Raw genomic sequence first — 19407 nt, forward strand, 5'->3', positions numbered from 1 at the left:
ATGGACCGAATGCTCGCGGTCGCCACCGCCGTTGCCGCCGTCGGATGCGGGCTCGTCGCAGGAGTGCTGCTCGCCTTCTCCATCAGCGTGCTTCCCGGCCTGGCAACATTGCCGGTGCCCGACGCGATCTCCGCGATGCAGAGATTCAATGCGGCGATTCTCAATCCGGTGTTTCTCGGCCTGTTTTTCGGGACGGCCGTATCGTGCACTCTCGCAGCAGTTCTCGCCGTGTCGACCGGTCGGGGTTCACCCGTGCTCGTGGTGAGCAGTGCCGTTCTCTACGTTCTCGGATGCTTCGCGATCACGACTGTTCTCAACGTCCCCCTCAACGACGCGTTGGCCGGTGTGGATCCCGGCAGTGCTGCCGGCGCCCAGGTGTGGCAGAACTTCACCGACAAGTGGACGCGATGGAACAACGTCAGGACGGTTGCTGCGACTGCCGCCTGCGCCGTCCTGATCTTGGGTCAGGGCAGATCGGCACTGGGCTGATCGGACACCGAATCCTGGTGTCGCTTGCGGATTTCTTCCTCGAACCGCGCGATGAGGTGGTCGGTGTCGGCGGTCGAGACATCCCGCGCGCCTTCGTCCATCGCGGCGTCACGCCCCCGGCGCAGTGCGGCGAGTTCGGCTTCGAGTTCGTTGTTGTCGAGTACGCGTGGATCCAACATGACATCCATTGTGGTCCCCCGTCCGCCGCCCCCGCGGGGATTTGCTGTAATCACGGAATGAACGTCGTGCACAGCTTCGAGCCGATAGTCGGACCGGACGCAACCATCCTGATCCTGGGGTCCATGCCCGGCGTCGCGTCGCTGACCGCGCAGCAGTACTACGCCCACCCACGAAATGCGTTCTGGCCGATCATGGGAACGGTATTCGGTGCCGGCCCCGAGCTTCTCTACGACGATCGAACCGAGCGCCTTCGCAGCCACGGGATTGCGGTCTGGGACGTACTGAAACTGTGCACGCGTGCGGGAAGTCTGGACTCGGCGATCGTCGAATCCTCCATCGTGGCAAACGATTTCGAGAATCTGTTCGCCGAGAATCCCGGCATCGACAGGGTGTTCTTCAACGGAGCCAAGGCCGCCGAGAGCTACCGTCGCCACGTGACGACGGTGACACCCCACGTGACATTCACACGACTACCGTCGACCAGCCCGGCGCACGCCTCACTGAACCTCGATGCGAAGACGCGCGCGTGGTCGGATGCACTCAGGCGCGGACCCGCGTCGGGAAGTGGCGAATGAGACCTTCCTGCACGACGGTAGCCAGCAACAGACCGTCCATCGAAAAGAAGCGGCCGGTGGCCAGGCCTCGCGAGCCGGCGGCCACGGGCGATTCGGTGGCATAGAGGGCCCACTCGTCGAATCGGAACGGGCGGTGGAACCAGATGGAATGGTTGACCGTCGCCGCAACGATGCGGTCGAGTCCCCACGACAGGCCGTGAGTGGTGATGATCGAGTCGAGCACCGTCGTGTCCGACGCGTAGCCCATGGTCGCGGCATGGAAGATAGAGGCGTCGGGCAGATCCCCGTCGGCCTTCATCCACACGCGATTGTGGTTGAGCTTCTCGCCGGTGCCGTGCATGATCCACGCCGGATCGTTCGCGTAGCGCATGTCGATCGGTTTGAGGGCGTCGACGAACATCTGTAGCCGGTCCTCGTACCCGACAAAGTGATCGCCGAGCGGAGGCAGTGCGTCGGGGTACGGAACCTCGGGCACCTCGACGCTGTGCTCGAGTCCCTTGCCGAAATCCTGGAAGGCCGCGAGCATGACGAACAGCTCGTTGCCGTCCTGCACCGCGGTGACCTGGCGGTTGGCGAAGGCTCGGCCATCGCGTTGACGAGAGACCCGGTACTCGATGGGCTTCTTGACGTCACCACCGCGGATGAAATGAGCATTGATCGCATGCACGTCCCGCGAGGTACCGGAGACGGTGCGGCCGGCCGCGATCAGGCCCTGAGCAACGAGTTGCCCCCCGAACGTACGGCTCCCCACCTGCTCGGGGTGAACGCCGACGAACACGTCCTCCTCGATCTCCTCCAGTGCGAGGAGATCGAGGAGCGTCTCGAGATCGGTCTTGCGTACAGCTGTACTGCTCGACGCGCTTTCGCTGACGCCGGTTCCCCCCGCTTCGACCACTTACCGGTCCTCTTCTCCGATTCGGTGCACATGGATCAAGTTGGTCGAGCCTACTGTGCCGGGAGGGGCACCGGCCACGATCACGACCTGATCGCCCTTGTTGTACCGACCGAGTTCGAGCAGCGCCTTGTCGACCTCTTTCACCATCGCGTCCGTCGAGCCCACGTCGGGGACCAGGAACGTTTCGGTTCCCCAGCTCAGCGACAGTTGGCTCCGGACCTCGGAGATGGAGGTGAAGGCGAGCAACGGAAGCTTGGTGTGCAGACGAGCCAACCGTCGAACGGTGTCACCCGACTGGGTGAACGCCACGAGTGCCTTCGCATCCAGGCGCTCGCCGATGTCACGGGCGGCGTACGAGATGACGCCACGCTTGGTGCGCGGGACGTGCGTCAGCGGAGGAACACTGTCGCCCTCGGTCTCGACCGTCTCGACGATGCGGGCCATCGTCCGCACGGTTTCCATCACGTACTTACCGACCGAGGTCTCACCGGAGAGCATGACCGCGTCGGTACCGTCGAGCACGGCGTTGGCGACGTCGGACGCCTCGGCGCGCGTCGGGCGGGAGTTCTCGATCATCGATTCGAGCATCTGGGTCGCCACGATGACGGGCTTGGCGTTGGCGCGGGCGATCTGGATGGCGCGCTTCTGCACCAGCGGCACCTGCTCGAGCGGCAACTCGACGCCGAGGTCACCGCGGGCGACCATGATCGCGTCGAACGCGAGCACGATGGCTTCGAGGTTGTCGACGGCCTCGGGCTTCTCGAGCTTGGCGATGACCGGAACTCGGCGGCCGACGCGGTCCATCACGGCGTGGACGAGTTCGACGTCCGCGGGCGAACGCACGAACGAGAGCGCGATGAAGTCGACACCCAGGGCGAGGGCGAACTCGAGGTCGGCGATGTCCTTCTCGCTCATGGCGGGAACGGACACGTCCATGCCCGGCAGGGACACACCCTTGTTGTTGCTGACCGGTCCACCTTCGGTGACACGGCACAACACGTCGTTGCCTTCGACACCGGTGACCACGAGGCCGACCTTGCCGTCGTCGACGAGCAGGCGGTCGCCTTCCTTGGCGTCCTGGGCCAGCTCTTTGTAGGTGGTCGACACCCGGTCGTGAGTGCCCTCGCACTCTTCGACGGTGATGCGGATCAGCTCGCCGGCCGCCCAGGTGGTCGAGCCCTCGGCGAAACGCCCGAGACGAATCTTCGGTCCCTGCAGGTCGGCCAGAATGCCCACGGCTTTGCCGGTGGCGTCCGATGCTGCTCGAACCCTCTCGTAGTTGGCCTGATGATCGGGATGATCACCATGGCTGAAGTTCAGTCGTGCGACATCCATTCCACTCTCGACGAGTTCGCGGATGCGCTCTGTGGTTGCGGTTGCGGGTCCAAGGGTGCAGACAATCTTCGTACGTCGGCTCACGAAAGCGAGCCTAGCCGCTGGACGCCGCGTTCTCTATCGCAGACGCATCCAGCTCAATACTACCGATCGGTAGCCTCGCTACCCTGCTGCTGGGACGGTCTGTACCGGTTCAGAGACGGGGGTCACACCACCGCGAGAGGCAGTGCAGTCGGGTGCACCGGCGACGGTAATTCCGAGTGTCCGGTGAGGAAAGCATCGACTCCGTGGGCCGCCGAACGACCCTCCGCGATCGCCCACACGACCAACGACGCACCGCGATGCGCATCCCCGCACACGAACACCCCGGGTGCCGTGGTCTGCCAGTCGGGACCACACGAGAGCGCGCCCCGCTTGGTCAGCGCCAGGCCGTACTCGTCGAGTAGCGGACCGTGCTCGACGCCCTCGAAACCGATGGCGAACAACGCCAGATCACAGGGCAATTCGATCTCCTCCCCGATGGGCGTGACGATGCGTCGACCGTCCGCGTCGCGCTGCACCTCCACCTCGGCGAGCACCATCGCGCGAACGTGCCCGCGCTCGTCACCGAGGAATCGCTGGACCGCGACCTGATGACGCACGACGCCACCCTCGGCGTGGGCAGGCGAGGTGCGCAGTACCAACGGCCACGACGGCCACGGCGAGAGACTCTCGTCGCGAGCCCCCGGCAGCGCGGGGTTGTAGTCGAGTTGCGTCACCGACGCAGCGCCCTGCCGGTGGGCAGTTCCCAGGCAGTCGGCTCCGGTATCGCCACCGCCGATGATGACCACATGCTTGTCCGCAGCGGAGATGGAGGTGGGACCGTCGCCCTCGCATTCCTTGTTCGACGGCACCAGATGCTCCATGGCCAGGTGAATGCCGTCGAGATCACGACCGATGACCTCGGCGTTGTCACGAGCCCGCAGAGCTCCGACCGCGAGAACGACTGCGTCGAAGGATTCGCGGAGTTGCTCGACGGTGAAGTCGATGCCGACCTCGCAGTCGGTCACGAAATGCGTTCCCTCGGCCCGCATCTGCATCAGGCGCTGATCCAGCACCGACTTCTCGAGCTTGAACTCGGGAATGCCGTACCGGAGCAGCCCGCCGAGGCGGTCATCCCGCTCGTACACCGTGACGTCGTGTCCGGCGCGTGTGAGCTGTTGTGCCGCAGCCAATCCCGCAGGACCGGATCCCACGACGGCGACTCGCTTGCCGGTGGTGATCGTCGGCGGCTGCGGAACGATGCTGCCCTCTTCCCAAGCCAGATCCGCGATGGTCTGCTCGACCCGCTTGATCGTGACGCTACCGCCGGTGGCCGCCTCGGAAATCGAGAGCACACAGGCCGATTCACACGGTGCCGGGCACACCCGACCGGTGAATTCCGGGAAGTTGTTGGTCGCGTGCAGTCGGTCACTCGCCGCATCCCAGCGGTCACGACGAACCAGATCGTTCCACTCGGGAATCAGATTGCCCAGCGGACAGCCCGCAGTTCCGGAGTGGCAGAACGGAATTCCGCAGTCCATGCAGCGACGTGCCTGATCGGAGACCTCCGCGGCCCGTTCGCTCGTCGGCTGGTGCGAATACACTTCTTTCCAGTCCTTCACGCGCTCGCCGATCGGACGCTTGACTGCCTCGCGCTTGACGACTTTCAGAAATCCCTGTGGATCAGCCACGTGCAGCCTCCATGATCGCAGCATCGACGTCGCGCCCTTCGGCACGCGCCATTCGAGTCGCTTCCAGCACCCGCTGGTAGTCGACGGGCATGACTTTGGTGAACAGCGCGGACCGGCGAGGCCAGTCGGCCAACAACGAGGTCGCGACAGTGGACCCGGTCCACCGCCGGTGATTCTCGACGGTCTCGCGCAGCCACACCAGGTCGTCCGGGTTGGGGACCTGCAGCTCGACCATCGCCATGTTCACGTCGGCGGGATCGAGACCGAGGACGAACGCGATACCGCCGGACATCCCCGCCGCCATGTTGCGACCGGTCGGGCCAAGCACGACAACCCGGCCACCGGTCATGTATTCGAACGCGTGGTCACCCACGCCCTCGTTCACCGCGACGGCTCCCGAGTTCCTGACGGCGAAACGCTCCCCTGCCTTGCCCCGCAGGTATACCTCGCCCGAGGTTGCGCCGTACAGAATGGTGTTGCCGGCGATCACGTTGTCCTCGGCGACGAAGGGCACATCGTCGGCCGGGCGCACGACGATGCGACCACCCGACAGCCCCTTGCCGACATAGTCGTTCGCGTCACCGACCAGATCGATCGTGATCCCCGGCGGCAGGAAGGCACCGAGCGACTGCCCTGCCGATCCGGTGAACGCAATGCGAATGGTGTCGTCCGGGAGTCCACCCGCGCCGTAGCGTCGGGTGACCTCGGACCCCAGAAGCGTCCCGACGGTGCGGTTGACGTTACGTACCGGCAGCTCCAGCTTGACCGGATGGGCATCCTCGAGCGCTCCCTCCGCCAACTGGATCAGCGTTCGATCCAGCGCGAGATCGAGACCGTGATCTTGCCCGCGGAGGCGTCGACGCTGCGTCATGGGGGCACCGTGCCGGTCGACGGGCATCGCGAAGATCGGAGCCAGATCCAGGCCCTTGCTCTTCCAGTGTGCGACGCCGGCCGCTGTCTCGAGTACGTCGGCGTGGCCTACTGCTTCGTCGATACTGCGGAAACCGAGCTGCGCGAGGTACTTTCGCACGTCCTCGGCAATGAACTTGAAGAAGTCCTCGAGAAACTCGGGCTTGCCGGTGAACCGCTTGCGCAGCTCTGGGTTCTGTGTCGCCACCCCGACCGGGCACGTATCGAGGTGGCAGACACGCATCATGATGCATCCCGCCACGATCAGCGGGGCCGTCGAGAATCCGAATTCCTCCGCACCGAGAAGCGCCGCGACGATGACGTCGCGACCGGTGCGCATTCCACCGTCGCACTGCACGGTGATGCGGTCACGCAGGCCGTTGAGCACCAGCGTCTGCTGGGCGTCGGCCAGGCCGATCTCCCACGGAGCACCGGCATGCTTGAGTGAGGTCAACGGTGCAGCCCCGGTTCCGCCGTCGTATCCCGAGATGAGGACGACGTCGGCGTGCGCCTTGCTGACGCCGGTCGCCACCGTGCCGACGCCGACGGAACTGACGAGCTTGACGTGCACGCGCGCATTCTCGTTGGCGTTCTTGAGGTCGTGGATCAGCTGCGCGAGATCCTCGATCGAATAGATGTCGTGGTGCGGGGGCGGCGAGATCAAGCCGACGCCCGGCGTCGAATGTCGCGTCTTCGCCACCCACGGGTACACCTTGTACCCGGGCAACTGACCGCCTTCGCCGGGCTTTGCACCCTGCGCCATCTTGATCTGGATATCGGTGGCATTGACCAGGTAGTCGCTGGTGACCCCGAAGCGGCCACTGGCCACCTGCTTGACAGCACTGCGACGCGTCGGGTCGTAGAGGCGATCGACATCCTCGCCGCCTTCACCCGAGTTGGACCGGCCGCCCAGGTTGTTCATCGCCACGGCCATCGTCTCGTGCGCTTCGGCGGAAATGGACCCGTAGCTCATCGCTCCGGTGTTGAACCGGGTGACGATCGATTCGACCGACTCCACCTCGTCGAGCGGAACCGGTTGCCTCACACCATCTTTGAACTCGAACAAACCACGCAGGGCACCGCCTTCACGAGCAAGCCGGTCTACCTCGTCGGTATACTTCTGGAACACGTCGTAGCGGCCGGTGCGGGTTGCGTGCTGGAGCAGGAACACCGTTTCGGGAGTGAACAGGTGCAGCTCGCCTTCGCGCCGGAACTGGTACTCACCGCCGATCTCCAACCGACGATGAACACGGTCGGTGGGGTTCTCGGGATACGCCCGACGGTGGCGCAGCTTGACCTCCTCGGCGAGCACGTCCAGGCCGACGCCGCCGAGCTTGCTGACCGTGCCCTTGAAGTACTCGCGCACCACCTCGCGATCGAGACCGACCGCCTCGAAAACCTGTGCGCCGGTGTAGGACCCGACGGTCGAGATGCCCATTTTCGACATCACCTTGAGCACACCCTTGCCGAGGCCGTAAAGGTAGTTGCGCACCGCTATCGTCGGTTCGACGCCGGTCAGCTCGCCCTCGCCGACGAGATCCTCGATCGACTCCATCGCCAGATACGGGTTGACCGCCGCGGCACCGAATCCGATGAGCAGCGCGAGATGATGGACTTCGCGTGCATCGCCGGATTCGACGACGAGGGCGATTTTGGTGCGCTCCTTGGTCCGGACCAGGTGATGGTGCACGGCCGAGGTGGCCAGCAAGGACGGAATCGGTGCCCGGGTATGGTCCGAATCGCGATCGGAGATGATCAGAGTGGTGTAGCCGGCAGCGATCGCCTCCGAAGCCCGGGCCCGCAAATCCTCGATGGCCTCGGCGAGACCCTCACCGCCCCGCTCGACCTCGTACAGGCCACGCAACACTGTCGCCGACAATCCAGGATGGTCGCCGTCTTCGTTGATGTGGATGATCTTGTTCAACTCGTCGTTGTCGAGCACCGGCCACGGCAACACGATCTGCCTGCACGACGCCGCGGTGGGCTCGAGCAGGTTCTGCTCAGGACCCATCACCCGCGCGAGCGAGGTCACGATTTCCTCCCGGATCGAATCCAGCGGCGGGTTGGTGACCTGGGCGAACAGTTCGATGAAATAGTCGTAGAGCTGACGCGAGCGCTGCGACATGACTGCCGCAGGGGTGTCGGTGCCCATCGACCCCAGTGGCTCTCCCCCGGATGCCGCCATCGGCGTCAGTACGACGCGCAGGTCTTCCTCGGTATAACCGAACGCGACCTGTCTGCGCACCACAGAATCGTGGTTGTACTGAATGTGTGCGCGCTCGGGCAGGCTCTTGATCTCGAGTAGTCCGGCATGCAGCCACTCCTGATACGGATGTTCGGTGGCCAGTTGGAGCTTGATCTCCTCGTCGGGTACCAGGCGTCCGGCGAGGGTGTCGATCAGGAACATCTTGCCCGGCTCGAGGCGGCCCTTGGCGACGACCTCGGATTGCGGCACATCGAGCACGCCGGCCTCGCTGGCGAGGATCACGCGGCCGTCGGCCGTCTGCCACCAGCGACCGGGGCGAAGCCCGTTGCGATCGAGCACGGCCCCGACGTAGCTGCCGTCGGTGAACGTCACACAAGCCGGCCCGTCCCAGGCCTCCATCATCGACGAGTGGAACTGATAGAACGCCCGCACTCGCGGATCCATCGTGCGGTGGTTCTCCCACGGCTCGGGCACCATCATCATCACCACATGCGGAACACTGCGTCCACCGAGGTGCAGCAGTTCGAGCACCTCGTCCAAGGACACCGAGTCCGACGCATCGGGATTGCAAATCGGGAACAACCGCTCGAAGTCACCGGGGATCAGGTCGCTGGAGAGCAGCGCTTCCCGAGCCCGCATTCGGTTTCGGTTGCCCTTGACGGTGTTGATCTCGCCGTTGTGGGCCACGTAGCGATGCGGGTGCGCCAGTGGCCACGACGGAAACGTGTTGGTGGAGAATCGACTGTGAACAATGGCAATAGCGCTCTTGCACAACGGGTTCCGCAACTCCGGGAAGTAGAGCGGCAACTGCATCGTGGTGAGCATGCCCTTGTAGACGATGGTGCGCGAGGACAGCGACGGAAAGAACAGTCCCGACCCTTCTGCCTCGATCTCGGGGGTGACCCGTTCGGAACGCTTGCGCAATCCGTACACCAGCCGATCGAGTGACAGGCCCGCCGGACGCGCGCCGTCGACCTCGGGGGCCGCGACGAACAGGTAGCTCATGTACGGCATGCAGCCCAGAGCGGTGACTCCCACGTCGGCTCGATCGGGATCGACCTCGACCGGGACCCAGCCCAGGATGTCCAGACCTTCTTCGGTCGCAATGGATTCGACACGTTCGACGGCGAGCGCGCGCTCCCGGATTCCCTGCGGCAGAAAACACACGCCGGCTGCAAAAGTATTGTCACCGTCGGCTCGTGCCGTGGGCAGATCGAACGGCGCGAGGGAGACGAGCAGTTCGACGGGTAGCTGGATCAGAATGCCCGCGCCGTCGCCGCTGTTGGGTTCGGCCCCGGCAGCGCCGCGATGTTCCAGATTCTCCAGTGCCAGAACGCCGTCGGCCACAATGGAATGGGAGCGTCGTCCCGCGATGTCGGCGATCATCGCCACGCCGCAGGAATCCTTCTCCAAGCTCGGGTCGTACAGACCCTGCTCCGCAGGCATCCGAGAAAACAGCACCACGATCACCTCCACGTAGGCCGGTGGGTGCGTGAAGGCGGTGCAGTGTCTCGAACGCTGCGCCGTGAGTCTCGGCAACCCCGCCGGCTGGTCGGCTCGTGTCGACCGGAACGGTCGGACGAGCCGAAATCAGAACGCCTGTCGGGAATTCACCGGGACAGCTCTGGCCCGCGAAAGAATCCGAGATTACTCCCGGATGGCGAAATCGTAGCAGCTGGAATTCGCAACGATGCAATCGCGAATGCAGGTGGCCGCGGATGTGACGTCAGTCGCGCAGCGGTCGACCGTGCTCGTCGCGCACGCTGCCGGTGAGCATCATGATCCCGTCGATCAACGGCCAGATCGCGCCGAGCCCACAGGTCAGAAAGGTGACGGCTATCTGCGCCACTGCAATGCCCGGCTGGTTCAGATAGAAGCGTCCGGCTCCGAACCCACCCAGCAAGATTCCCAGCAGGCCTGCGGTCAGCTTCTGCTTGTCCGAGAACGGTTCGCCGGTGACCGGGTGACGGCCGTACGGAGCCATCGGGTCCATGAAGCCGGGCCCACCCGCGTACTGCGGTCCACCGTATTGACCACCCGCATACGGCGGGGGCGGCGGCGCGAAGTACTGACCCGAACCATCGGCGGGCGGTGGATAACCGACACCGGGCGGGGGTCCGAACTGCTGACCCTGATCGGCCGCGTCAGGAGTGTTCCAGTTCGGCGTGCTGTAGTTCGGGGTCGTGTAATTGGGGTCGGGTGCGCCGTAGACGGGACCCGAGCCTGCCGGGGTGCCCTTCTCGAACGAGATCGTCGGCTCCGTCGAACCGGATCCGTCCCCCGGCGATCCGTCGAACGCCGATGTACCTGAGTCACTCACTTCGGGCTCCCTAGTGCGGATGCGGTGCGAACTCTCAGTCTCTCAGTTTTCGCCCCTGAGCGTCCGTTACATTGCCAACCAAAATGAGCACGCCGTCGACGAGGTGCCAGACGAAGAGCCCGAACAGCAGAATCAGTCCGAGGCCGAACACTGCGGTGAGCAGAACACCGAAGAAGAGCAGGAGCAGCTGGGCGACACCGATTCCGGTACTGCCGAGATAGAAGCGACCGACACCCAACCAACCGAGAAATATCTGCAGCAGGCCGCCGACGATCTTGGACTTGTCCGACAACGGCTCGCCGGTGATCGGATCGCGACCGTACGGAGCGTCTGGGCCGACGCCGTACGGGTATCCGCCCGGATAGCCCGTAGGCGCACCGAAACCCTGCGCCTGGCCGAACCCCTGTTGCGGGTATCCCTGCTGCTGGTAGCTCTGTTGCTGGCCGTACCCCTGCTGTAGGTAGCCCTGCGGCTGGCCGTACCCCTGCTGCGGGTAGCTCTGCTGCGGGTAGCCCTGCGGCTGGCCGTACCCCTGTTGCGGGTAGTTCTGGGCCGGGTAATTCTGGGCCGGGTAGTTCTGGGCCGGCGGGAATCCTCCGACGGGATTGTCAATACTGCCGTCCGGGCTCGGGGCCGGGTAGCTCGGCGTGCTGGACCAACCTGGGCCGTTTCCGATACCCGAGTACGTATCCCAACCCGGTCCCGTGGGTCCGGTGGGTCCGTGAGATGGCGCGGACTCCGAGGTGGCGGGTGGCTCCGAGAGCGACGCCTCGGCGGTGGCACCGTAGTCGAACGGAGTGCCGAACGGTGTGGTCGGCTTGGAGTCACCGTCACTGGAATCGCCGGTGCCGGAACCGGATTCGGGGCCGTGGGTCTTGTCGAAATCAACCACGTGTACTGCCTTCTTCCTCGGCTTTCTTGTCGGACGTCTGCACGTCCAGAGCATCGACGGTTCGGTCGTTCGCGTCGGTCTCGTCCGCGTCGCCCGAGGCATCGCCGTGTGTGGCGTCGTTACCGCCGTCGACGTCGTCGTTCGATTTCAGGGTCGCGGGGTCTTCGCGGCCCTTGGTCGCGATCACGAAGTATGCGACCGCCAGGACGAAGATGATGGCGGCTGTGAAGGTGTTGATGCGAATACCCGCGATCTTCGTCGCGAAATCGTCACGCATGAGTTCCACCCAGAAACGTCCGGCGCAGTATCCGGCGACGTACAAGGCGAACAATCGTCCGTGGCCGATCGTGTACTTGCGGTCGATGAGCACCAGCAGGGCGACGATCGCGAGGCTCCACAGCAACTCGTAGAGGAACGTCGGATGGACGACCTTCTCCACGAACCCCGTCGATACGCCGTTCAAAGGATCCAGTCGACCGTTCGAGTCGACTCGCTCGTAGATCTCCAGGCCCCATGGCTGCGTGGTTGCGCGACCGTACAGTTCCTGGTTGAAGTAGTTGCCGATGCGGCCGATCGCCTGAGCCAGCAGAATCGGGGGCCCCACAGCATCACCGAATGCGGGCAAGGGGATCCCTCGTCGACGGCAGGCGATCCAAGCACCGACTCCACCGAGGAACACCGCTCCCCAGATTCCGAGACCGCCGTTCCAGACGTACAGCGCTTCGATCGGATTTCCGCCGGGACCGAAGTACGTCTTCCAGTCTGTTGCCACGTGGTAGAGACGGCCGCCGAGCAGACCGAACGGAACGGCCCATACTGCGACGTCGAGGACGGTGCCCTTCGTTCCCCCCCGAGCGACCCAACGGCGATCACCCCACACCACCGACACGACTATGCCGATGATGATGAACAGGGCGTAGGCCCGCAGAGCGAGCGGTCCGACGTGCCACACCCCCTGCGCGGGGCTCGGAATGTAGGCCAGAATCTCGGTCGAGGTCACGACGCTACGTTAGCGGAGCGGACACCCTCGGCGAGTTCCGTCGTCAGGTCACGCACCGCGTCCAGTCCGTTGTCTACAGCAGTGACCAACGCCGATCCGACGATGACTGCATCGGCGTAGCGGGCGATCTCGGCGGCCTGAGCGCCCGAGCGAACACCGAGGCCGACGCCGATGGGGATGTCGGAGTGCTTACGGATGCGGGCCGACAATTCGGGGGCCATCGAGGACACCACATCGCGGGCACCGGTCACGCCCATCGTCGAGGCGGCGTAGACGAAACCGCTGCTGGCTTCGACTGTGCTGACGAGCCGTTCCTCGGTGGACGACGGGGCGACGAGGAAAATGCGGTCCAGTCCGTAGCTGTCGGATACCTCGATCCATTCCTTCGCCTCGTCCGGAATGAGATCGGGGGTGATGATTCCGAGCCCACCCGCGCCGGCGAGATCACGGGCGAAGTTCTCGATGCCGTATTTGAGGACCAGATTCCAGTAGGTCATGACGACTGCTTTTCCGCCCGCGGCAGAGACCTGCTCGGTCACTGCGAACACGTCCTTGACCCGAGCACCGGCTCGCAGCGCGACGTCGGCTGCGGCCTGAATCGTGGGGCCGTCCATGACCGGATCGGAATACGGAATACCGACCTCGACGATGTCGCACCCGGCGTCGACCATGGTCTTGAACACCTCGACCGAGCGTGGCACGGTCGGAAAACCTGCAGGGAGGTATCCGACGAGTGCTGCGCGCCCTTCGGCGCGGCATTGAGCGAAGGTCCCGGAAAGGCGAGAGTCGTTGTTGCTCATGGCTTGATACCCACTTCGTCGTCCACGTTCGGTTCGCCGTCTCCGTCGATCAGACCGAACCATTCGGCGGCGGTATCGACGTCCTTGTCTCCGCGTCCGGACAGATTGACCAGAATGATCGCGCCCTCGCCCAGTTCCTTGCCGAGCGTCAACGCGCCGGCGATGGCATGCGAGGACTCGATGGCGGGAATGATGCCCTCGGTTCGACACAGCAACTTGAAGGCGTTCATCGCTTCGGTGTCGGTGATTCCGCGGTATTCGGCCCGCCCGATGTCGTGCAGGTAGGAATGCTCAGGTCCGACACCCGGGTAGTCCAATCCCGCTGAGATGGAATGAGAGTCGACGGTCTGGCCGTCTTCGTCCTGCAGCAGGTAGGAGTAGGCACCGTGCAGCGCACCCGGAGTACCACCACTGATGGTCGCAGCGTGGCGACCGGTCTCGACGCCGTCACCTGCCGCCTCGAAACCGATCAGTCGAACGTCGGAGTCGTCGATGAACGCATGGAAGATCCCGATCGCGTTGGACCCACCGCCGACGCAGGCGGCGATGGCGTCGGGCAGCCTCCCCGTGGAGGCGAGCACCTGCTGCCGCGCTTCGAGGCCGATGATGCGCTGGAAGTCGCGCACCATGACCGGGAACGGGTGCGGCCCGGCGACGGTGCCGAAGCAGTAATACGTGTTGTCCGCGTTGGTGACCCAATCGCGTAGAGCCTCGTTGATGGCGTCCTTGAGGGTGCGCGATCCCGACTTCACGGCCACGACGCTCGATCCGAGCAGGCGCATCCGAGCGACGTTGAGTGCTTGCCGTTCGGTGTCGACCTCGCCCATGTACACGACACATTCGAGCCCGAGCAGTGCGCAGGCCGTCGCCGTGGCGACTCCGTGCTGGCCCGCACCGGTCTCGGCGATGATTCGGGTCTTGCCCATCCGCTTAGCCAGCAGAACCTGGCCGAGAACGTTGTTGATCTTGTGAGAACCGGTGTGGTTGAGGTCTTCTCGTTTGAGAAGAATGCGAGCGCCGCCGGCGTGCGCGGACAACCGTGTCGCCTCGAAGACCGGTGACGGTCGACCGGTGTAGTCGCGCTGCAATCGATCGAGTTCGCCGAGGAATTCGTTGTCGCTGCGCACCTTCTCGTACTCGGCGGTGACTTCCTCGATCACACCCATCAGCGCCTCGGGGACGAACCTTCCGCCGTAGACGCCGAAATGCCCGCCCACATCGGGCTCGTGCGCGCTGCGATCGGTGAGGCCGATGCTGCTCTGTGGCAGATCAGCGCCCTTGAAGCGGACTACCTGCGGGGCGTCCGCGATGCCTGGAGAATTGCTGGTGCTCACCGGACCAGTGTGCCCCAACGGTGGACTGCCGCCGCGCTCGGGTCGGGTGCCCGAGTCAGCTGTGCGGGGTCAGCGCGCGGGCTTGGGGCACGACGGATGTGTTCCCGCCGTCACCAGGTCCGACACGGCCGTGCGCGGATCGCCTGCGGTGACCAAGCCCTCGCCGACGAGGACGGCGTCCGCTCCAGCTCCGGCGTAGGCGAGTAGATCGGCCGTTCCCCGCACTCCGGACTCCGCGACGCGAATGACTTCGCTCGGCAGCCCTGGAGCGATGCGTCCGAAACTGTCCCGGTCGATCTCCAGCGTCTTGAGATTGCGGGCATTGATACCGATGACGGTGGCACCGGCCTCGAGGGCACGATCTGCCTCGGCTTCGGTGTGCACCTCGACCAGCGCCGTCATGCCCAACGACTCCGTACGATCAAGCAACGACGCCAGAGCATCCTGCTCGAGTGCCGCGACGATCAGCAGGATGACGTCGGCACCGTGGGCCCGAGCCTCGTGGATCTGATACGGACCGACGATGAAATCCTTGCGCAACACCGGAATCGAGACTGCGGCACGAACCGCGTCGAGGTCTGCGAGAGATCCGTGGAAGCGACGCTCTTCGGTCAGGACGCTGATGATGCGGGCACCGCCCTGCTCGTATGCGCGAGCCAGAACTGCTGGATCACCGATGTCTGCCAATGCACCCTTGGATGGGCTCGCACGCTTGACCTCGGCGATGACGCCGATACCGTCCTCACGAAGGGCTGCCACTGCGTCGAGAGGTGCCGGGGCTGCTTTCGCTGCTGCTTTGACGGCGGCGAAATCGACCACCGATTCACGCGCGGCCACGTCGGCCCGCACACCGTCGAGAATCGAGTCGAGAACAGTCATGGTGCCCCCAGTCCTTTCTGAGCGTCGACTCCCGATGTGAGGAATCTCATCGGGGTCGGACCTAGCGTAGAGGGCGGATTCATCACGACGAACGCGGGGTACCGGACTCGTCGGTAGGGTCTTCGCCCGCGTCGAGCGCGTCCCACATCATGCGTTCGGTGAGGTCCTCGCCTTCGTCGTGCACGCCGCGCTCGGACGAGGAACTGCGAACGCGTCGAGCCACCTCGTCACGTCGCACCGCCGGGGCGTCGTACTTGGACGAGAGTACCTGCGAGGCAGATGTTTTCCGAATCGACACCACCGCCGCAGCCAGGGCGCACAGCGCGCCGATCAGGGTGACGATCGCCGGAAGAATCGATACCTCCGTCATCGAGACCTGAGCCCTTGCGGGGAGTTCGGCAAGGGCCGCCGACTCGGAGTCGGATGCTCCCGCGGTGAGCAGTCGAACGGCCGGAACAGCGGCCGACACGGCCACCACCGCGATCAACAGAGCCAGCACCCGAGAGGCCCACCCGCGCACCGCGAACGACGCGGCTATCGCTGCCAGCAGCACCAGCGCGAGCGGTGTGGTGGCAGCGGCCCAGGTGCTACCGAGAAGGTCGTCCGTCCGACTCTCCCCGAGACCGTCGGAGGACGTCACCCGAACCCACGTCATTCTCGACGCGCCCCACAGGCACGCCGCGGCCACGATCAGCAGAGCGACCGGCACAGCGGCCGACGCGCGACGACCGGATCGCTCGGTCATCGCCCACCGACCTCGCGGAGCGATTCTGCGGCCGCAACTGCACCCAGTACGGCCATGGCCTTGTTTCGTGCCTCGTCGTCCTCGTATTGCGCGACCGAATCCGCCACGACCCCCGCACCTGCCTGAACGTAGGCGGTCCCGTCCTTGATCAGAGCGGTCCGAATCGAGATAGCGGTGTCGGCGTCACCCGCGAAATCGAGGTAGCCGACGATGCCGCCGTAGATGCCGCGTCGCGTCGGTTCCAGCTCGTCGATCAGTTCCATGGCGCGCACCTTCGGTGCTCCCGACAAGGTGCCCGCCGGGAAGCAGGCCTTGACCGCGTCGAGGGCACGCTTGCCCTCGGCCAGACGGCCCGTCACCGTCGAGACCAGATGCATGACATGGCTGTACCGCTCGATGTGGCGGTAGTCGCTCACCCGGACCGTGCCGGGGGCACAGACGCGCCCGAGATCGTTACGGCCGAGGTCGACGAGCATCAGGTGCTCCGCGTTCTCCTTCTCGTCGGCGAGCAGATCCTTCTCTAGCAGCACGTCCTCTTCCTCGGAGGTACCGCGCCAGCGCGTGCCCGCGATCGGATGCGTGGTGGCGAGCCCGTCGACCACGGTCACCAGGGCCTCGGGGCTCGATCCGACGATCGAGAAAGCAGTCTCGTCGTTGTCGCCCGGAACATGCATCAGGTACATGTACGGGCTGGGGTTGGAGGCCCGCAGCATGCGGTAGACGTCGAGCGGCGACGCATCGGTGTCCATCTCGAAGCGTTGCGAGAGAACCACCTGGAACGCTTCGCCGGCTTCGATCTCCTCCACCAAGCGGGCGACGTCGGCACCGAATCCCTCGGAGGTTCGCTGCCGACGGAACTGCGGTACAGGCTTGGAGACGGTGGAGACGGTGGAGTCAGCTGGCTTGGACAGGTCGGCGCACATGCGGTCCAGTCGGCGCACGGCGTCGTCGTAGGCCTCGTCGACGTTGTCATCGGTTCCGTCCCAGTTGACCGCGTTCGCGATCAGCGTGATCGCACCCTCGTGGTGGTCGACGGCCGCCAGATCGGTCGCGAGCAGCATGACCAGTTCGGGCACACCGAGGTCGTCCTGTGCATGTTCGGGTAGCTTCTCGATGCGCCGTACCGAGTCGTATCCCATGTAGCCGACCATGCCGCCGGTCAACGGGGGCAGACCGGGCACCCGCTCCGAGTGCAACAGCTCCAGAGTCCTGGCCAGCACCTCGAGGGGATCGCCGCCGCTGGGCACCCCTGTCGGAACGTTGCCGCGCCACGCTGCCTCGCCGTCGATGACCGTGAGCGACGCCGGAGCGCCTGCACCGATGAACGACCACCTCGACCACGAACGGCCGTTCTCCGCCGACTCGAGCAGAAAGGTGCCGGGCCGGTCCGCACCTAGCTTGCGGTACGCCGACAACGGAGTCTCGGAGTCGGCGAGCACCTTTCGTGTCACCGGGACCACTCGATGCTCTGCCGCAAGCTGCCGGAACACCTCGCGGGAGGTGGTCGAGTCCGAGTTCTCGGTACCGGAGGTGGGACTGGGGTCGGTGGTCGTCTCGCCGCGCATGGCTCCATCCTCCCAGGTTCGGCCCCATGGTCACTCCGCAGGCTCCGCTCCTGACAAGGTCGGCGCTCGCGGTAACCTGCCGAGCATGAAACCAGGCGAACTCGTTCCCGATTTTTCCCTACCGGACCAGACCGGACAGATCCGAACCCTGACCGAACTGCTGGCGAACGGTCCGATAGTGCTGTTCTTCTACCCGGCCGCATTCACCCCAGGGTGCACTGCCGAAGCGTGCCACTTCCGGGACCTGGCCTCCGAGTTCGCCGAGGTCGGAGCCACCCGAGTCGGCATCAGTGCCGATGCCGTCGCCAAGCAGGCAGAATTCGCTGCGGCCAAGTCTTTCGATTATCCCCTGCTCTCCGACGAAGACGGTGCCGTCGCCACCGCGTTCGGCGTCAAGCGCGGTCTGCTCGCCAAGCTCTCGCCGGTCAAGCGCGCGACGTTCGTCATCGGCACCGACCGGAAGGTGCTCGAGACCTTCTCGAGCGAAGTACGGTTCGAGGCTCATGCGGACAAGGCGCTCGAATACCTGCGCGCCCATCGCACGTAGAACATCTGTCCGACGTGATGCCTCGGGTGGGGGGACCCTCGAGGCATCATGTGCAGACCACAACTATCTGGGCAGGAGTGGAGCCTGCAGGAACGACCCAGAGATAGGAGTGGCCTGCAGTAACGACCCAGAGATCGAGAGGTTCCCCGCGATGGACACGTCGGCGACACCGAAGGAGGCGACACCGAGTGATGCGGTGGATCGCCAGTGGCTCACCGAGAGTCAACAGGAGGCCTGGCGGTCGCTCGTCGCCCTCGTCACTCGACTTCCGGCCGCGCTGGACGCTCAGCTACAGCGTGATTCTCAGCTGACCCACTTCGACTATTTCGTTCTCGCCACCGTCAGCGAGAACCCGCAGCGGCGAATCCAACTTCGGGACCTGGCCGAGTACGCGAACGCGTCGCTCTCGCGGCTCTCACACGTGGTGACCAAGCTCGAGAAGGCCGGTTGGGTTCGCCGGGAGTCCATCCCAGGCAGCCGCGGTTCCTACGCGGTGCTGACCGACTCGGGCATGGCGAAGGTCGTCGAATCGGCACCCGGGCACGTCGGCACGGTACAGGCGCTGGTGTTCGAGGGACTATCGGACGCGGAGGTCGAGCAGCTCTCGACCCTGAGCGCTACTCTGCTGGCTCAGTTGGACAAGGGAATCGCTGCGGGCACAGGTCACGCCTGAGAGTTCTCGGGCCCCATCAGCACATCGGCGTCGAAGCAGGTGTGTGCGCCGGTGTGGCATGCCGCACCGACCTGATCGACGACCAGAAGCACGGCGTCACCGTCGCAGTCGAGCCGAACCTCGTGCACATACTGCGTGTGCCCCGACGTCTCACCCTTCACCCAGTACTGCTGCCGGGACCTGGAATAGTAAGTGCCCTTGCGGGTTTCGAGGGTTCGAGAAAGCGCCTCGTCGTCCATCCAGGCGACCATCAGCACCTGCCCGGTCGACCGTTCCTGCACGACCGCACTGAACAGTCCGGCCTCGTTGCGCTTGAGTCTCGCGGACAGACTCGAGTCGAGTGTCATCGGA

General features: G+C 64.9%; 18 protein-coding genes. 4 read left to right on the forward strand and 14 right to left on the reverse strand.

The window, feature by feature from the left end:
* Nucleotides 1-489 (forward strand): anthrone oxygenase family protein, encoded by a 489-nt coding sequence (locus QM797_RS18585; protein ID WP_283277146.1) that lies wholly within the window; start codon nt 1-3, stop codon nt 487-489.
* Here QM797_RS18585 and QM797_RS18590 read toward each other — a convergent pair.
* A complete protein-coding gene (locus QM797_RS18590; protein WP_141217065.1) occupies nt 465-668 on the reverse strand; it encodes a hypothetical protein in 204 nt (67 codons plus the stop codon). The genes QM797_RS18585 and QM797_RS18590 overlap by 25 nt on opposite strands.
* Nucleotides 669-725: 57 nt before the next feature.
* On the opposite strand from QM797_RS18590, the gene QM797_RS18595 reads away from it, so the two are divergent.
* Entirely contained in the window at nt 726-1244 is a 519-nt protein-coding gene (locus tag QM797_RS18595) for a DNA-deoxyinosine glycosylase (protein WP_283277147.1), read from the forward strand.
* Here QM797_RS18595 and QM797_RS18600 read toward each other — a convergent pair.
* The 12 genes from QM797_RS18600 to QM797_RS18655 all read right to left on the reverse strand — a co-directional run bounded on the left by QM797_RS18600 (nt 1210) and on the right by QM797_RS18655 (nt 17836).
* Entirely contained in the window at nt 1210-2043 is an 834-nt protein-coding gene (locus tag QM797_RS18600) for an acyl-CoA thioesterase (RefSeq protein WP_283277238.1), read from the reverse strand. The two genes, QM797_RS18595 and QM797_RS18600, sit on opposite strands and share 35 nt — an antisense overlap.
* Before the next feature lie 96 nt (nt 2044-2139).
* Nucleotides 2140-3558 carry a pyruvate kinase gene (gene pyk / locus QM797_RS18605; RefSeq protein ID WP_082073683.1) on the reverse strand — a complete coding sequence of 473 codons (1419 nt, stop codon included), beginning with the start codon at nt 3556-3558 and terminating at the stop codon, nt 2140-2142.
* Nucleotides 3559-3680: 122 nt separating this feature from the next.
* The gene (locus tag QM797_RS18610; RefSeq protein WP_283277148.1) at nt 3681-5186 is read right to left on the reverse strand and encodes a glutamate synthase subunit beta; all 1506 of its coding nucleotides are present in this window, start codon (nt 5184-5186) and stop codon (nt 3681-3683) included.
* Complete coding sequence (gene gltB, locus QM797_RS18615) at nt 5179-9762, reverse strand: glutamate synthase large subunit (RefSeq protein WP_283277239.1); 4584 nt, start codon at nt 9760-9762, stop codon at nt 5179-5181. The genes QM797_RS18610 and gltB overlap by 8 nt, the downstream gene beginning before the upstream one ends.
* 265 nt (nt 9763-10027) lie before the next feature.
* Nucleotides 10028-10621 (reverse strand): NINE protein, encoded by a 594-nt coding sequence (locus QM797_RS26390; RefSeq protein WP_502942361.1) that lies wholly within the window; start codon nt 10619-10621, stop codon nt 10028-10030.
* 34 nt (nt 10622-10655) lie between these two features.
* A complete protein-coding gene (locus QM797_RS18625) occupies nt 10656-11513 on the reverse strand; it encodes a TM2 domain-containing protein (protein WP_283277149.1) in 858 nt (285 codons plus the stop codon).
* Nucleotides 11506-12513 (reverse strand): prolipoprotein diacylglyceryl transferase, encoded by a 1008-nt coding sequence (gene lgt / locus QM797_RS18630; protein WP_283277150.1) that lies wholly within the window; start codon nt 12511-12513, stop codon nt 11506-11508. The genes QM797_RS18625 and lgt overlap by 8 nt, the downstream gene beginning before the upstream one ends.
* Nucleotides 12510-13313, reverse strand: coding sequence for a tryptophan synthase subunit alpha (gene trpA / locus QM797_RS18635; RefSeq protein WP_283277151.1), 804 nt, complete (start codon nt 13311-13313; stop codon nt 12510-12512). The genes lgt and trpA overlap by 4 nt, the downstream gene beginning before the upstream one ends.
* Nucleotides 13310-14647, reverse strand: a complete 1338-nt coding sequence (gene trpB / locus QM797_RS18640) for a tryptophan synthase subunit beta (protein ID WP_371833884.1) — start codon at nt 14645-14647, stop codon at nt 13310-13312. The genes trpA and trpB overlap by 4 nt, the downstream gene beginning before the upstream one ends.
* Nucleotides 14648-14716: 69 nt before the next feature.
* Nucleotides 14717-15526, reverse strand: a complete 810-nt coding sequence (gene trpC, locus QM797_RS18645) for an indole-3-glycerol phosphate synthase TrpC (protein WP_283277152.1) — start codon at nt 15524-15526, stop codon at nt 14717-14719.
* Between the two features lie 82 nt (nt 15527-15608).
* Nucleotides 15609-16271 (reverse strand): TIGR02234 family membrane protein, encoded by a 663-nt coding sequence (locus QM797_RS18650; RefSeq protein WP_283277153.1) that lies wholly within the window; start codon nt 16269-16271, stop codon nt 15609-15611.
* Nucleotides 16268-17836: an anthranilate synthase component I gene (locus tag QM797_RS18655; protein WP_283277154.1), complete on the reverse strand. Its 1569-nt coding sequence runs from the start codon at nt 17834-17836 to the stop codon at nt 16268-16270. The genes QM797_RS18650 and QM797_RS18655 overlap by 4 nt, the downstream gene beginning before the upstream one ends.
* A gap of 85 nt (nt 17837-17921) precedes the next feature.
* On the opposite strand from QM797_RS18655, the gene QM797_RS18660 reads away from it, so the two are divergent.
* Nucleotides 17922-18383 (forward strand): peroxiredoxin, encoded by a 462-nt coding sequence (locus tag QM797_RS18660; protein ID WP_283277155.1) that lies wholly within the window; start codon nt 17922-17924, stop codon nt 18381-18383.
* 151 nt (nt 18384-18534) lie between these two features.
* Nucleotides 18535-19056, forward strand: coding sequence for a MarR family winged helix-turn-helix transcriptional regulator (locus QM797_RS18665; RefSeq protein WP_283277156.1), 522 nt, complete (start codon nt 18535-18537; stop codon nt 19054-19056).
* On the opposite strand, the gene hisI is transcribed toward QM797_RS18665, so the two are convergent.
* Entirely contained in the window at nt 19047-19403 is a 357-nt protein-coding gene (hisI, locus tag QM797_RS18670; protein WP_283277157.1) for a phosphoribosyl-AMP cyclohydrolase, read from the reverse strand. The genes QM797_RS18665 and hisI overlap by 10 nt on opposite strands.
* Nucleotides 19404-19407: the final 4 nt, after the last annotated feature.

The sequence above is a fragment of the Rhodococcus sp. IEGM 1381 genome (genome assembly GCF_030056795.1).
Taxonomy (GTDB): domain Bacteria; phylum Actinomycetota; class Actinomycetes; order Mycobacteriales; family Mycobacteriaceae; genus Rhodococcoides.